This is a genomic window from Streptomyces sp. NPDC111744, assembly GCF_055634995.1.
Window position 1 is genome coordinate 203,847 of record NZ_JBVKCG010000003.1, and the last position, 14,760, is coordinate 218,606.

The following is a 14,760-nucleotide window of genomic DNA, read 5'->3' on the forward strand; positions in this document are numbered from 1 at the left end:
AGGGCCGCTCCTGATCGTCGTACCGGCAAAAAGCAATGTCATGGCTACCCTATCCAGCCGCAGGCACGGCGAAGGGCCCCCGTCCGTACACCGGACGGGGGCCCTTCGGCCGTGGCGTGGCGACGCGGTCGATCAGTGGTGGCCGTGGCCGCTCGTGATCTCCTTGTACTCCTCGACGGTGGGCTTCGGGATCTGGTTGTCGTCGCCGTAGTAGGCGCTGCTCAGCTTGGCGCGGACCTTCTCGGTCCCCTTGATCTTGCGCTCGACACCGTTCTCGTCCACCGCCGCGCCGACCTGGGCCGGCTCGTACTGGTGGTGGGCCGTGAGGGTGTGCAGCTGCTCCTGGCTGAGCGGCTCGTGCACCTCGATGAACTCACCGTGCGGCAGCCGCTTGATGATGCCGGTCTCGCGACCGTGCAGCACCTTCTCGCGGTCCCGGCGCTGCAGGCCGAGGCAGATGCGCTTGGTGACGATGAACGCGATCACCGGTCCGGCGAAGAAGAAGATCCGGACGAACCAGGTCACGTCGTTGATCGACAGATGGAAGTGGGTGGCGATGAGGTCGTTGCCACCACCGACCAGGCCGATCATGTACACGGTCACCCAGGCGACACCGATCCCGGTGCGGGTCGGGGCGTTGCGCGGGCGGTCCAGGATGTGGTGCTCGCTCTTGTCACCGGTGACCCATGACTCGATGAACGGGTAGACCGCGATCGCGGTCAGGACCAGACCGAACAGGACCAGCGGGATGAAGACGCCCAGGACCAGGGTGTGGCCCCAGAAGTTGATCTCCCAGCCCGGCATGTAGCGGATCAGGCCTTCGGCGAAGCCCATGTACCAGTCGGGCTGGGCGCCGGTGGACACCTGGTCCGGACGGTAGGGGCCCATGGCCCAGATCGGGTTGATCTGGGTGGTCGCCGCGATGACCGCGACGACACCGAAGACCAGGAAGAAGAAGCCTCCGGCCTTGGCCATGTAGACCGGCAGCAGCGGCATGCCGACGACGTTCTTCTCGGACTTTCCGGGACCCGCGAACTGCGTGTGCTTGTGGTAGAAGACCAGGATCAGGTGGCCGACCACCAGGCCGAGCATGATGCCCGGCAGCAGCAGGATGTGGATCGAGTAGAACCGGGACACGAAGTCGTGGCCGGGGAACTCGCCGCCGAAGAGGAACATCGAGATGTACGTGCCGACGATCGGCATCGACAGGATCGCGCCCTCGGTGAAGCGGACACCGGTGCCGGAGAGCAGGTCGTCCGGGAGCGAGTAACCGGTGAAGCCGGTGAACATGCCCAGGACGAACAGCAGGAAGCCGAACAGCCAGTTGATCTCACGCGGCTTGCGGAACGCGCCGGTGAAGAACACGCGCATCATGTGCACGAACATGCCGGCGAGGAAGATCAGCGCGGCCCAGTGGTGGATCTGCCGGACGAGCAGACCACCGCGCACGTCGAAGGAGATGTGCAGGGTCGAGCTGAACGCCTCGGACATCAGCTGTCCCTGGAGCGGGACATAACTGCCGTGGTACTGCACCTCGTTCATCGACGGGTGGAAGAACAGCGTCAGATAGACACCCGTCAGGATGATGATGATGAAGCTGTACAGGCAGACTTCGCCCAACATGAACGACCAGTGGTCGGGGAAGATCTTGCGCATGTTGGACTTGGCCAGGGAGTAGATCCCGAGCCGTCCGTCGGCCCAGTCGGCGACACGCTCGCCGGCCGGTGCCTTCCCGCGCGCGCGGGACTCTGTGTTCTCTGTAGTGCTCATCCGCGCTCCCAGAAAGCAGGACCGACGGGCTCCTCGAAGTCGCCGAGCGCCTGGAGGTAGCCCTCCTCGCTCACACCGATGCGCAGCTGCGGCAGGGCGTGACCGGCCGGGCCGAAGATCACTCGGGCACCGTCGGAGAGGTCGAAGGTGGACTGGTGGCACGGGCAGAGCACATGGTGGGTCTGCTGCTCGTACAGGGAGATCGGGCAACCGACGTGGGTGCAGATCTTCGAGTAGGCCACGATGCCCTCGTGCGACCACTCGAGCTCGCGCTTGTCCTTGATGTTGTCCGGCTGCAGCCGGACGATCATCAGGGCCGCCTTGGCCATCTGGTTCTGGAACTCCTCGTCGGTCTCCTCCAGGCCCTCGGGCTTGGCGAAGGTCAGCGAGCCGACGGCGATGTCGGAGGGACGCAGCGGCTGGTTGGTGTTCATGTTGACGAGCAGCTTGCCCTTCGACCACAGCGTGTGGCGCAGCGAGGTGCCGGGCAGCGGGCCGAGGTCGCGCAGCAGCACGACGCCGGAGAGCGGGACCAGGGTCAGCGCGCCGAACATCGTGTTGCGGATCAGCTTGCGCCGGCCGAGCGCCGACTCCTTGGCGCCCTGCTTGAAGTCCGCGTGGACCTTGGCACGGACCTCGGGAGGGGCCTCGATCGGGTGCCGCTCGTCGGCGACCTCCACGTCGGACATCAGGGTGCGGGCCCAGTGGACCGCGCCCGCGCCGATGCAGAACAGCGCCACACCGAGGGTCAGGCCCAGCGCGAAGTTCAGCGCGCTGATGCGACCGAGCGGGAAGACGAAGATCGACTTGTCGTGCGGGATCGTCACGTACGAGGCGATGAAGCCGACGGTGGCCAGCATCGAGATCGTGAACAGCAGGGCCACGACGCGCTCGGACCGCTTGGCGGCCCGCTCGTCGATGTCCTGGATCCGGTGCTCGTGAGGCGGCAGTCCGGGGTCCGCGAACGGGTCCTTCTCGTCCGCGACGCTCACCGCGCCGTGCGCGTGGTCCTGCTCAGCGGGCAGGTTCTCTTCTGGAATCTCTTGGCTACTCATGACTTCTTGGCCTTTGCGGTCCGAGCGGCGACCCAGACGGCGACCGCGATCATGGCACCGAGACCGAAGATCCACGCGAACAGACCCTCGCTGACCGGCCCGATGCCGCCCAGGTTCAGACCGCCGGGGTTCTCCGTCTTGGGGCTGTTGACCGCGTCGAGGTACGCGATGATGTCCTTCTTGTTCTTCTCGGACAGCGTGGTGTCGGGGAAGGACGGCATGTTCTGCGGGCCCGTCTGCATGGCCTCGTAGATGTGCTTCGGGTCGACGCCTTCCAGGCTCGGCGCGAACTTGCCCTTGGTCAGCGCGCCACCCGCACCCACGAAGTTGTGGCACTGCGCGCAGTTGGTGCGGAAGAGCTCACCGCCCGCGGCGATGTCGGCACCGCCCGGGCCGTACTGCTCCTTGGTGGGCACCTCGGGACCGGCGCCCAGCGAGGCGATGTACGCCGCGAGCTGGTCGATCTGGGCCTGGCTGTAGATGTTCTTCTTCTTGAGGACCTGCGGACCGTCCGAGGTGGCGGCCGGCATACGGCCGGTGCCGACCTGGAAGTCGACCGCGGCGGCGCCCACGCCGACCAGGCTGGGACCGTCGGACGAGCCCTGACCGCCGGTGCCGTGGCAGCTGGCACAGCCGACCGAGTAGAGCTTCTTGCCCTCCTCAATGGTCAGGGACTGGGAGGCTACGTCGGCCTGCGCCTGGCCCGCGGGCGCGAGCGCGGCATACAGCCCCCCAGTGGCCGCCAGCGCAAAGAGTAGGACGACGACCGCCGCCAGCGGATGGCGTCGTCGTGCGGAGAGCTTTTTCACGGATTACCCCGGTGTCAGGATCTTCTGCGTCGATGCTTCTGGGTTGTGCGCTTCTGCAGCGCGTGGAGCCGGCCCGGCTACTTGATCAGGTAGATCGTGGCGAAGAGGCCGATCCAGACGACATCGACGAAGTGCCAGTAGTAGGACACGACGATGGCCGCGGTCGCCTGCTCGTGCGTGAACCGCTTCGCCGCGTAGGTGCGGCCGAGGACGAACAGGAAGGCGATGAGGCCGCCCGTCACGTGCATCCCGTGGAAGCCGGTGGTCAGGTAGAACACCGAGCCGTACGGGTCGGAGGAGAGGGAGATCCCGTCGTCCTTCACCAGGCTGGTGTACTCGTAGATCTGACCGCCGATGAAGATCGCGCCCATCACGAAGGTGACGATGAACCAGCCCCGGAGCTTCTTCACGTCCCCGCGCTCGGCGGCGAACACGCCGAGCTGGCAGGTGAGGGAGGAGAGCACCAGGATCGTGGTGTTGGTCGCGGAGAACGGAATGTTGAGATGGCTCGCCATCTCCTTCCAGTGATCCGGACCGGTCACCGATCGCAGGGTGAAGTACATCGCGAAGAGGGCCGCGAAGAACATCAGCTCGGAACTCAGCCAGATGATGGTTCCGACGCTGGTGAGGTTCGGCCGATTGACCGACGGGTGCGCGTGCCCGGTTTCTACTGTCGTTGCTGTCGCCACGACCGACATTATGTCGGTCGCTTATCTCGCGCTCACTCCGGGGGGTGCCGTTCGGGGTGTCCGCACCGTGTGTACTGCCCGGATGGCTCATCGAAGCGGTGTTCCAACAGGTGTTGACGAGGTGTCCGGGGGAGTAGCATCCGGCGCATCGGTCCTGTCCGTACGACGACTTCCGTCCCCGCGTATCGGAGGAACAATGCAGCCGACCGCCACGGTGCTGGTCTACAGCGACGACTCCAACACCCGCGAGCAGGTACGGCTGGCCGCCGGCCGGCGCCCGGCTCCCGATGTGCCGTTCGTCGAGTTCGTGGAGTGCGCGACGCCCCAGGCGGTCGTCACCGAACTCGACAAGGGCGGGATCGACGTCTGCGTGCTGGACGGCGAGGCCGTGCCGCTGGGGGGCATGGGGCTGTGCCGGCAGATCAAGGACGAGGTGTTCAACTGCCCTCCGGTCCTGTTGCTGATCGGGCGGCCGCAGGATGCCTGGCTCGCCACGTGGAGCCGCGCGGACGCGGCTGTGACGCTTCCGGTGGATCCGGTGGAGTTCGCCTCGGCACTGGCGTCTTTGTTGCGGCAGAGGAGGCTGCAGAGCGCCTGAGAGGGTGGGGCGCCGGGTGAGCGCGCGACTGAAGGCCGTGTGTGGCTGGTCGCGCAGTTCCCCGCGCCCCTGGTTTCTCACAGTGCGGCCGGCTGCACTCTCACCGCGTCCTGTGGCTTCGGGCCGTCCGGGGTGCCGTTGATCAGGGCGCTGCCGTTGCGCCAGTCCTTCCAGGCGATGTTCCAGTCGCCGAAGCCGTTGCCGAAGTGCTCCATCTCCTCGCCGTTGGAGTTGACGACCTTCACCAGGTCGCCCGGGTGGAAGGTGTCGAAGAACCACTCGGCGTTCGAGGTGTTCATGCCGGTGCAGCCGTGGCTGACGTTCTCGTACCCCTGGGAGCCCACCGACCAGGGGGCGGCGTGGACGTACTCGCCCGACCAGGTCACCCGGGTGGCGTAGTAGACCGGGAGGTCGTACGAGTCCGAGGTGCCCTCGGCGATGCCGACCGTGGCGCCGCGCATGCGTACGAAGTACTGCTTCTCCAGTACGACCTTGACACCGTTGCGGGTCTCGTAGCCGGACTTGCCCGTGGTGACGGGGATCTGGTTGATCTCCTTGTCGTTCCGGTACACCGTCAGCTGGTGGGCGGCGGCGTCCGTGACGGCGAGGAGCTTGTCGCCGGTGGTGAGCTTCAGGGGCTTGGCCGCGCCGCCCCACAGACGGTCACTGATCTTTACGCCCTCCAGGTTGCTGTGCACCTGGACGGTGGCGTGGGCGGGCCAGTAGTCCTTGGGCCGGTAGTGGAGTTCCTTGCCGCTCACCCAGTACCAGGACCCCTCGACGGCGGGGACGGAGTCGACCCTGAGGGCGCGCTCCACGATGGCGCGCTGGGCCTTGTCCTTGACCTCGTGGTCGAGCTGGGCGGTGACGGGCTGGCCCACGCCGTACTCACCCGCCTGGGGGCCGAAGGTGACCTTCAGCCGCTGCTGGGTGGTGGGCATGCTGGTGTCGAAGGTGAGGACCTTGCGGCCGGGCGCGCCGTCCCCGTCCTCGGTACTGACCTGGACCGTGTAGTGGGCGTTGGCGGCCAGCGGGGAGGTGCTGTGCCAGCGACGGCCGTCGGCGTCGAGTTCGCCCGCCACATGACGACCGGTGGCGTCCTGGGCGGTGACGTCCGTGATCCGGTCCTCGTCGCTCTTGGCGACGACCTCCAGCGGCTTGTCGGGGTCGGCCCGCTTCCCCGCGTCGGTAGGGGTGTTGAAGGAGACCTGGTCCGCCGCGTCGTACGGCTTGTCCGACAGCGGGTTGCCGTCCGATCCGCAGGCGGTGACGCCCGCGCCGAGGGCGGTCACCAGCAGGGTGCAGCTGACGACGGTGCGGGCGCACGGAGAGTGACTCATACGGTCACGCTATGAGGTGTTTTCCATACCGGCACGCCAGGTACTCCAGATGGGGGACCGGCACTGCACCGAAGGTGGGACGGCCGTAAAAGCGGGGGCCCGGACCCTCCTGACGGAGGGTCCGGGCTCCCGGTGCGCTCGCGTGTGCTTACTGGGTGCGGTTCTCACCGTGGTAGTACTCGAACACCCAGCCGAAGAGGCCGATCATGATGATGGGCACCGAGAAGTACAGCAGCCACCAGCCGACGGCGACACCGAGGAAGGCCAGCGCGCCACCGACGCCGAGGGCGAGCGGCTGCCAGCTGTGCGGGCTGAAGAAGCCCAGCTCGCCCGCCTCGTCCGCGACATCGGCCTCCTTGTTGTCCTGGGCACCGGCGTCCACCCGCGAGGCCGTGAAGCCCAGGTAGAAGCCGATCATGATGCACAGGCCGAAGGCCATGAAGAGCGCCGTGGTACCGGCCGCCTCCTTCGACCACACGCCATAGACGATCGCCATGGCGAGGACGAAGACGCTCAGCCACACGAACATGCGGCCCTGGATCTTCACTTGCCGGCCTCCTTGCTGCCCGCGACAGCGGCGACGGCCTGGCCGTGCTCCAGCTGCTCCAGGGCGGCGATCTCAGGGTGGTGCAGGTCGAACGCCGGGGATTCACTGCGGATCCGCGGCAGGGTGAGGAAGTTGTGCCGCGGCGGCGGGCAGGAGGTCGCCCACTCCAGCGAACGGCCGTAGCCCCACGGGTCGTCGACGCCGACCGGCTTGCCGTACTTGGCCGTCTTCCACACGTTGTAGAGGAACGGCAGGATCGACAGGCCGAGCAGGAAGGAGCTGATCGACGAGATCGTGTTCAGCGTGGTGAAGCCGTCGGCCGCCAGGTAGTCGGCGTAACGACGCGGCATGCCCTCGGCGCCCAGCCAGTGCTGGACCAGGAAGGTGCCGTGGAAGCCGACGAACAGCGTCCAGAAGGTGATCTTGCCGAGGCGCTCGTCGAGCATCTTGCCCGTCATCTTCGGCCACCAGAAGTGGAAGCCGGAGAACATCGCGAAGACGACCGTCCCGAAGACCACGTAGTGGAAGTGGGCCACCACGAAGTACGAGTCGGAGACGTGGAAGTCCATCGGGGGCGAGGCCAGGATGACACCGGTCAGACCACCGAAGGTGAAGGTGATCAGGAAGCCGGTGGCCCAGAGCATCGGGGTCTCGAAACTCAGTGACCCCTTCCACATCGTTCCGATCCAGTTGAAGAACTTCACGCCTGTCGGTACGGCGATGAGGAACGTCATGAAGGAGAAGAACGGCAGCAGCACACCGCCGGTGACGTACATGTGGTGCGCCCACACCGTCACGGACAGACCGGCGATCGCGATGGTCGCCGCGATCAGACCCATGTAGCCGAACATCGGCTTGCGGGAGAAGACCGGGATGACCTCGGAGATGATGCCGAAGAACGGCAGGGCGATGATGTACACCTCTGGATGGCCGAAGAACCAGAAGAGGTGTTGCCAGAGCAGGGCTCCGCCGTTCGCCGCGTCGAAGACATGTGCCCCGAATTTCCGATCCGCCTCCAGCGCGAACAGCGCGGCGGCGAGGACGGGGAAGGCGAGCAGGACCAGGACTGCGGTCAGCAGCACGTTCCACACGAAGATCGGCATGCGGAACATGGTCATGCCGGGGGCACGCATGCAGATGATCGTGGTGATGAAGTTGACCGCGCCGAGGATGGTGCCGAAGCCGGAGAAGGCCAGACCCATGATCCACATGTCGGCGCCGATGCCCGGCGAGCGGACCGCGTCGGACAGCGGGGAGTAGGCGAACCAGCCGAAGTCGGCCGCACCCTGCGGGGTGAGGAACCCGCCGACCGCGATGGTCGAACCGAACAGGTAGAGCCAGTAGGCGAACATGTTCAGCCGCGGGAAGGCGACGTCCGGCGCACCGATCTGGAGCGGCATGATCCAGTTGGTGAAGCCGGCGAACAGCGGCGTCGCGAACATCAGCAGCATGATCGTGCCGTGCATCGTGAACGCCTGGTTGAACTGCTCGTTCGACATGATCTGCAGACCGGGGCGAGCGAGTTCGGCGCGCATGAGCAGCGCCATCACGCCGCCGATCAGGAAGAACGCGAACGACGTGATCAGATACATCGTTCCGATGGTCTTGTGGTCGGTGGTCGTCAGCCACTTCACCACGACATTGCCGGGCTGCTTGCGCCTGACCGGCAGCTCGTCAGCGTACGAGCCTTCAGCCGCGGCACCCTGGGGTTCGTTGATGATGCTCACAGGACGTTCGTCTCCCGGTTCTTCTCGTGGCTCGTCTGCGCGATGCCGGCGGGAATGTAACCGGTCTGCCCCTTCTTGACGAGGTCCTTGAGGTGCTGCTGGTAGCGCTCAGGCGAGACGACCTTCACGTTGAACAGCATCCGGGAGTGGTCGACGCCGCAGAGCTCGGCGCACTTGCCGCGGAAGGTGCCCTCCTGGTTGGGAGTCACCTGGAACGCGTTGGTGCGACCCGGGATGACGTCCATCTTCATCAGGAACGGCAGCACCCAGAAGGAGTGGATGACATCACGCGAGGTGAGGACGAAGCGGACGGTCTCGCCCTTGGGGAGCCAGAGCGTCGGACCGGGGTTGCCGGTCTGGGGGTTCCTGGTGCCCGGCGTGCCGACGTCGTAGACGCCGCCGGCGGCGGCCGGGAACTCCTTCTTGAACCGGTCCGGAATGGCGTCCAGGTTCGCGTCGGTCTTCGCGTCGCCGGTGACACCGGAGACGGGCGTGATGTAGTTGAAGCCCCAGCTCCACTGGAAGCCGACCACGTTCACCGTGACGTCGGGCTTCTTGTCGGTGAGGCTGAGGATCTTCGTCTCGTCACGCGCGGTGAAGTAGAACAACACCGAGACGATGATGAGCGGAACCACCGTGTACAGCGCCTCGATCGGCATATTGTACCGGGTCTGGGCCGGAACCTCGATCTTGGTGCGGCTGCGCCGGTGGAAGATGGCGCTCCAGATGATCAGACCCCACACCAGCACGCCCACGGCGAGCGCGGCGGCCCAGGAGCCCTGCCACAGGGAGAGGATCCGCGGAGCCTCTTCCGTGGTCGGGGTGGGCATACCAAGGCGGGGGAAGTCCTTGTATGTGCAACCGGTAGCGGTCGCAAGGACCAGGCCCGCGGTCATTGCCTGCAGCAGCTTCCGCCGCATCGGGCGCCGCGGCGAGCGGTCGGAGCCGTTGGGACTCACGTAGCGCCTTCCCGAGAGTCTCGCCCGCGCGGTTGGCTGCGGCCTGCCTTCTCGCTGGTCGGTCGCCGCCCTGCGTCGGGCAGGGGTTTGGATGTTTATGCGGACCAAACCCTAGCCGACGCCCTCCGGGGGTTCGCGGGGAGGGGGGCATACGCGCCGCGGGTCACTCCGTCGGGGTGGGAAAGGGCGCCCAATAGCTCGGGTTGTCGCGGTTTGCGGTGCGGGTGCGGGTGCCTTGTGGCTTGTCATGCGGTTCCTCGCGCCCCCGGGTTCGTTGCACTTGAGGACGCCTTACCGTTGCTGTGTGCCCTACTTCGACGCCGCTTCCACCGCCCCTCTCCATCCCGTCGCCAGGCAGGCTCTGTTGGCCGCCCTCGAGGACGGGTGGGCGGATCCCGCGCGTCTGTACAAGGAAGGGCGCAGGGCCCGGATGCTGCTGGACGCCGCCCGGGAGGCGGCTGCCGAAGCCGTCGGGTGCCGGGCGGACGAACTGGTTTTCACCCCGTCCGGAACTCGCTCCGTCCACACGGGCATCGCCGGGGCGTTGGCCGGTCGCCGCCGGACGGGACATCACCTGATCGTGTCATCCGTCGAACACTCCTCGGTGCTCCGTTCGGCCGAGGTGTTCGAGGCGGACGGTGGCGAGGTGACCCGGGTCCCGGTGGACCGCACGGGCGAGGTGGACGTGTCGTCGTACGCGACGGCTCTGCGGCCGGACACCGCGCTCGCCTGCCTTCAGTCCGCCAACCACGAGGTGGGCACCGTGCAGCCGGTGGCGGCGGTGGCCGAGGTCTGCCGGGCGGCCGGGGTGCCGTTGCTGGTGGACGCGGCGCAGTCGCTGGGGTGGGAGCGCGTCGAGGGCGACTGGTCGCTGCTGACGGCGAGCGCGCACAAATGGGGCGGCCCGAGCGGGGTCGGGCTGCTGGTCGTGCGCAAGGGGGTGCGGTTCGCCGTCCAAGGGGCTTCGGACGAGCGGGAGTCGGGCCGTTCGCCCGGTTTCGAGAACCTCCCGGCGATCGTCGCGGCCGCCGCATCGCTGCGGGCCGTACGGGCGGAGGCCGAGCAGGAGGCCGTACGACTGCGGGGGCTGACGGCGCGGATCCGGGCGCGGGTGCCGGAGTTGGTGCCGGACGTGGAGGTGGTGGGCGCCCCGGAACGGCGGCTGCCGGGGATCGTCACCTTCTCCTGTCTCTATGTCGACGGAGAGACCCTGCTCCACGAACTCGACCGCGAGGGCTTCGCCGTGTCGTCCGGATCCTCCTGTACGAGCAGCACGCTGACGCCCAGCCATGTGCTGAAGGCGATGGGCGTACTCAGCGAGGGGAACGTGCGGGTGTCGCTGCCGGCGGGCGCGGCGGAGACGGACGTGGAACGGTTCCTGGGGGTGCTGCCGGGGGTGGTGGCCGGGGTGCGGGAGAAGCTGGGTGCACCGATGCCGGCGGCGACGGTCCAGGCGGCGGACGTGGTCGTCGACTCGCTCGGCAAACGGTGCCCGATCCCGGTCATCGAACTGGCGAAGGTGATCGGGAGCGTGCCGGTGGGCGGCACGGTCCGGGTCCTGTCGGACGACGAGGCGGCACGACTCGACATCCCCGCGTGGTGCGAGATGCGGGGACAGGAGTACGTCGGTGAGGAGAAGGCGGAGCGGGGAACGGCCTATCTGGTCCGCCGGGTGAGCTGAGCGCACCTTGGGGGCGCGGGGCTGTGCCGATGTGCGGCGACCGCCGCGTGGGCGCGCTCAGCCCCCACGCCCCGCACCCGACGGCGTCAGACCAGGTACCCCCGGACCTCCTCGGCGGCCTCGTCCCCGTACGCCTTGGTGAACCGCTCCATGAAGTGCCCCCGGCGCAGCTGGTACTCCTGCGTCCCCACCGTCTCGATGACGAGAGTCGCCAGCATGCAGCCCACCTGAGCCGCCCGCTCCAACGAGACGCCCCATGCGAGCCCGGACAGGAACCCGGCGCGGAACGCGTCGCCGACGCCCGTCGGGTCGGCCTTGCGCTCCTCGTCGGGGCAGCCGACCTCGATGGCGTCCTCGCCGGCCTTCTCGATCCGCACCCCGCGGGCGCCCAGCGTGGTGACCCGGTGGCCGACCTTCGCGAGGATCTCCTCGTCGCTCAAGCCGGTCTTGGTCTCGATCAGCCCCTTCTCGTACTCGTTGGAGAAGAGGTACGTCGCGCCGTCCAGCAGTATCCGGATCTCGTCGCCGTTCATCCGGGCGATCTGCTGGGAGAAGTCGGCGGCGAAGGGGATGGAACGGGTGCGGCACTCCTCCGTGTGGCGGAGCATGCCCTCGGGGTCGTCCGCGCCGATCAGGACCAGGTCGAGGCCGCCCACCCGGTCGGCGACGGTCTTCAGCTCGATCAGGCGGGCCTCGCTCATCGCGCCCGTGTAGAAGGAGCCGATCTGGTTGTGGTCGGAGTCGGTCGTGCACACGAAACGCGCGGTGTGCAGGGTCTCCGAGATACGGACGGAGTCGGTGTCGACGCCGTGCCGGTCGAGCCAGGCCCGGTAGTCGTCGAAGTCGAAGCCCGCTGCGCCGACCAGGATCGGCCGGGTGCCGAGCTGTCCCATGCCGAACGCGATGTTCGCGCCGACACCGCCCCGGCGCACGTCCAGGTTGTCGACCAGGAAGGACAGCGAGACCGTGTGCAACTGGTCCGCGACGAACTGGTCGGCGAAGCGGCCGGGGAAGGTCATGAGGTGGTCGGTGGCGATGGAGCCGGTGACTGCGATGCGCACGGCTTGGACTCTCCTGAGGGGGAGGCGTGATTGACAGTTAACGCTACCGGGTCCGGGTGGGCGCCCTGAAGGTGCCAAAACTACCCGATAGTAGATCTTTCTTCGCGGCGCCGGACGTGCATACCGTTCGGTCATGACGAATCTCAAGGTCCACGCCCCCGCTCCGGCAGACCTGGACGGCGACCTGGCGTCGCTGCGCGGTTACTGCGCGCGGATGGCCCCGCACTGGGCGGTTCCCGATCACAGCGATGCCCGGCCGGTGCCGCCGTCACTCATCCACGGGGTGACCGTGCCGAAGAAGTCGGCCAAGCTGCTGGACGCGATGTCCGACTACGGCGACTAGGCCTGTCCGGCGCGTTTCCAGGGAACCGCGCGCTCCCCTCCCGCGTCCCATCGCCGTCCCCCGTGAAGGGGAGGCGGGATACGACACGCGGCAAGGAGCGATGCGGTGAAGAGCGAGCGACCCGAGAACGGCGACGAGGCGCCCCCCGAGGCCCAGCAGACAACGGAGTCGCCGAACGCTGCCGAGCCCGACCCCCGGCCCACCGCGGGGCCCACCGAGAGCGCCGAACGCAAGACCCCGGAACGGGAGACGACCGCGGCCGAGCCGAACGCGGCCCACGAGCCGCCGGCGCCCTCTGCCGCAAAGGCGATCCCCGCGTCGGCTGCCGCCGAGGCTGAGGCCGAAGGACCCGAGCCGGATACGGCGGCCCCAGCCCCGGAACAGACCCGCGAGCCGACAGCGTCCCCCGCCGCAAAGGTCGCCCCAGAACCCGCAGAAAGCCCCCAGCAGGCCGGGACTTCCGCGGACAGGGCTCCCGCACCGGAAGCGACCCCGAACTCGGCGACAGCCACGGACCCGGAAGAGACCCCCGACCCGGCAGCGCCACGTGCCGCGGAGGCGGCCCCCGCGCCGGCTGCGGCTGACGCCCCCGACCCGCACGCGGCCCCAGAGCCTGAAGAGACCCCCGCCGCAAAGGCCGTCCCCGAACCCACACAAAGCCCCCAGCCCGCTGAGGTCCGCGCCGCCGACACGGCTTCCGGGCCCGAGGTGGCCTCGCTCTCCGGTGTTGCCGGGGGTTCCGAGTCCGGCGGCGGCCGGCCCGCCCGCCGCCGCTCCCCCGGCGCCGTCATCGCCTCCGTGGCCGCCGCTGTGCTCCTGATCGGTGGCGGTGGGGCCTATCTCGCCGCCGGCGGCGGCTCTGGCGGCGGTACCGGGACCGGGGCCTCCGGCGGCTCCACTCCTCCGCCGCTCGCCCTGGACGGTTACTCCGCCGGAGGCAACGGCATGGCCCCGGGCGAGCCCAACCCCTACGGCGTGACCTTCAAGGCGGACGGAAGGCTCCCCGACGGCCCCGGCTCGGCCGCGGTGTACCAGCCGGCCGGTGAGGTCTCCAAGGACCGTGTGGCCGCGTTGGCGAAGGCGCTCGGGGTCGACGGAACACCGGTCGCCGAGGGCCAGGTGTGGAAGGTCGGCACCGACAACGGCGGCTCCGGCGGGAGTCTCCAGGTGAACAGGGCCGCCCCGGGCCTCTGGACGTACAGCCGCTACGCCCCCGGCACCGACAACTGCGGGACCGGCCCGGTGTGCACGCAGGATCCGGCGGCGCCGGCCGGGGATCCGGTGAGCGTCTCCGTCGCGGAGAAGGCGGCGGCGCCCGTTCTCAAGGCCCTCGGCCAGGACGGCGCGAAAGTCGACGCGAGCCAGGTCATGGGCGCGCAGCGGGCGGTGAACGCCAATCCGGTGATCGGCGGGCTGCCGACGTACGGCTGGACGACCGGGCTGACCGTCAGCAGGCAGGGCGAGGTCGTCGGCGGCAACGGGATGCTGGCGACGCCGGCCAAGGGCGACACGTACCCGGTGCTGAGCGCAGCGAAGACGCTGGACCTGATGAACGCGGCGCCCCGCTCCGACCACCGGATGGGCATCGGCGGCTGCGCCAGTTCCGTACCGCTGAAGGACCGGCTGGAGCAGCCGTGCGCCGCGTCGACGCCGTCCGCTTCCTCCGCCGTCGTTCACAGCGCGGTGTTCGGGCTTGCCGCACAGTCCGTCTCCGGCCGGCAGGCGCTGGTGCCGTCCTGGCTGTTCCAGGTGCGCGGCGCGGCGGACTCGTACACCGTCACCCATCCGGCGGTGGACCCGGAGTACCTGGCCTCCGCCTCCTCGTCGACGGCGCCGACGGCGCCGACACCGAGTTCCTCCCCGAGGGCCCCGAAGGACGTGAAGGTGGACGGTTACACGGCCGACGACAGTGGTCTGACCGTCGCCTTCACCGGCGGGGTGTGCGCCGACTACAAGGCCTCCGTGGACGAGGGCTCGGAGCAGGTGGTGGTCAAGGTGACCGAGACGCCCTGGCCGGACAAGATCTGCATCATGATCGCCAAGCAGTACCACCAGACGGTGCACCTGGACGCACCGCTGGACGGCCGGAAGGTGGTCGGCACGGACGGCAAGGCGGTCCCGAAGGAGAAGGCGGTCACCCTCGACCCGCAGGTGCGCTGAGACACACGAAGGCGGCGGCCC

Annotated in this window: 13 protein-coding genes; 4 read left to right on the forward strand and 9 right to left on the reverse strand. The window is 68.4% G+C overall.

Annotation, left to right across the window (positions count from 1 at the left end; all coding sequences use genetic code 11):
* Nucleotides 1-132 precede the first annotated feature (132 nt).
* The 4 genes from qcrB to ctaE all read right to left on the reverse strand — a co-directional run bounded on the left by qcrB (nt 133) and on the right by ctaE (nt 4,332).
* A complete protein-coding gene (gene qcrB / locus ACZ7OO_RS08165) occupies nt 133-1,770 on the reverse strand; it encodes a cytochrome bc1 complex cytochrome b subunit (protein ID WP_471502707.1) in 1,638 nt (545 codons plus the stop codon).
* The gene (gene qcrA, locus ACZ7OO_RS08170) at nt 1,767-2,825 is read right to left on the reverse strand and encodes a cytochrome bc1 complex Rieske iron-sulfur subunit (protein WP_471502709.1); all 1,059 of its coding nucleotides are present in this window, start codon (nt 2,823-2,825) and stop codon (nt 1,767-1,769) included. The genes qcrB and qcrA overlap by 4 nt, the downstream gene beginning before the upstream one ends.
* Nucleotides 2,822-3,634 carry a cytochrome bc1 complex diheme cytochrome c subunit gene (qcrC, locus tag ACZ7OO_RS08175; RefSeq protein ID WP_471502711.1) on the reverse strand — a complete coding sequence of 271 codons (813 nt, stop codon included), beginning with the start codon at nt 3,632-3,634 and terminating at the stop codon, nt 2,822-2,824. Before qcrC ends, qcrA begins: the two co-directional genes overlap by 4 nt.
* A 77-nt stretch (nt 3,635-3,711) precedes the next feature.
* Nucleotides 3,712-4,332, reverse strand: a complete 621-nt coding sequence (gene ctaE / locus ACZ7OO_RS08180; RefSeq protein WP_358921101.1) for an aa3-type cytochrome oxidase subunit III — start codon at nt 4,330-4,332, stop codon at nt 3,712-3,714.
* Nucleotides 4,333-4,519: 187 nt separating this feature from the next.
* Here ctaE and ACZ7OO_RS08185 point away from each other — a divergent pair, with 187 nt between their 5' ends.
* Complete coding sequence (locus tag ACZ7OO_RS08185; protein WP_471502713.1) at nt 4,520-4,921, forward strand: response regulator; 402 nt, start codon at nt 4,520-4,522, stop codon at nt 4,919-4,921.
* Between the two features lie 77 nt (nt 4,922-4,998).
* Here ACZ7OO_RS08185 and ACZ7OO_RS08190 read toward each other — a convergent pair whose 3' ends face one another.
* From ACZ7OO_RS08190 to ctaC, 4 genes are all read right to left on the reverse strand, one after another.
* Entirely contained in the window at nt 4,999-6,261 is a 1,263-nt protein-coding gene (locus ACZ7OO_RS08190) for a L,D-transpeptidase (protein ID WP_471502716.1), read from the reverse strand.
* A gap of 148 nt (nt 6,262-6,409) precedes the next feature.
* Nucleotides 6,410-6,808: a cytochrome c oxidase subunit 4 gene (locus ACZ7OO_RS08195; RefSeq protein WP_352223397.1), complete on the reverse strand. Its 399-nt coding sequence runs from the start codon at nt 6,806-6,808 to the stop codon at nt 6,410-6,412.
* On the reverse strand, nt 6,805-8,535 hold the full coding sequence (gene ctaD / locus ACZ7OO_RS08200; protein ID WP_471502719.1) for an aa3-type cytochrome oxidase subunit I: 1,731 nt from the start codon (nt 8,533-8,535) through the stop codon (nt 6,805-6,807). The genes ACZ7OO_RS08195 and ctaD overlap by 4 nt, the downstream gene beginning before the upstream one ends.
* Entirely contained in the window at nt 8,532-9,494 is a 963-nt protein-coding gene (gene ctaC / locus ACZ7OO_RS08205) for an aa3-type cytochrome oxidase subunit II (protein WP_471502721.1), read from the reverse strand. Before ctaC ends, ctaD begins: the two co-directional genes overlap by 4 nt.
* 304 nt (nt 9,495-9,798) lie before the next feature.
* Between ctaC and ACZ7OO_RS08210 the strand changes: the two genes are divergently transcribed.
* The gene (locus ACZ7OO_RS08210; protein ID WP_471502723.1) at nt 9,799-11,175 is read left to right on the forward strand and encodes an aminotransferase class V-fold PLP-dependent enzyme; all 1,377 of its coding nucleotides are present in this window, start codon (nt 9,799-9,801) and stop codon (nt 11,173-11,175) included.
* Nucleotides 11,176-11,261: 86 nt separating this feature from the next.
* Here ACZ7OO_RS08210 and ACZ7OO_RS08215 read toward each other — a convergent pair whose 3' ends face one another.
* Complete coding sequence (locus tag ACZ7OO_RS08215) at nt 11,262-12,236, reverse strand: carbohydrate kinase family protein (RefSeq protein WP_471502725.1); 975 nt, start codon at nt 12,234-12,236, stop codon at nt 11,262-11,264.
* 133 nt (nt 12,237-12,369) lie between these two features.
* Here ACZ7OO_RS08215 and ACZ7OO_RS08220 point away from each other — a divergent pair, with 133 nt between their 5' ends.
* Both ACZ7OO_RS08220 and ACZ7OO_RS08225 read left to right on the forward strand, forming a co-directional pair.
* Complete coding sequence (locus tag ACZ7OO_RS08220; protein ID WP_471502727.1) at nt 12,370-12,579, forward strand: hypothetical protein; 210 nt, start codon at nt 12,370-12,372, stop codon at nt 12,577-12,579.
* A 105-nt stretch (nt 12,580-12,684) separates the two neighbouring features.
* The gene (locus ACZ7OO_RS08225) at nt 12,685-14,739 is read left to right on the forward strand and encodes a hypothetical protein (protein ID WP_471502729.1); all 2,055 of its coding nucleotides are present in this window, start codon (nt 12,685-12,687) and stop codon (nt 14,737-14,739) included.
* Nucleotides 14,740-14,760: the final 21 nt, after the last annotated feature.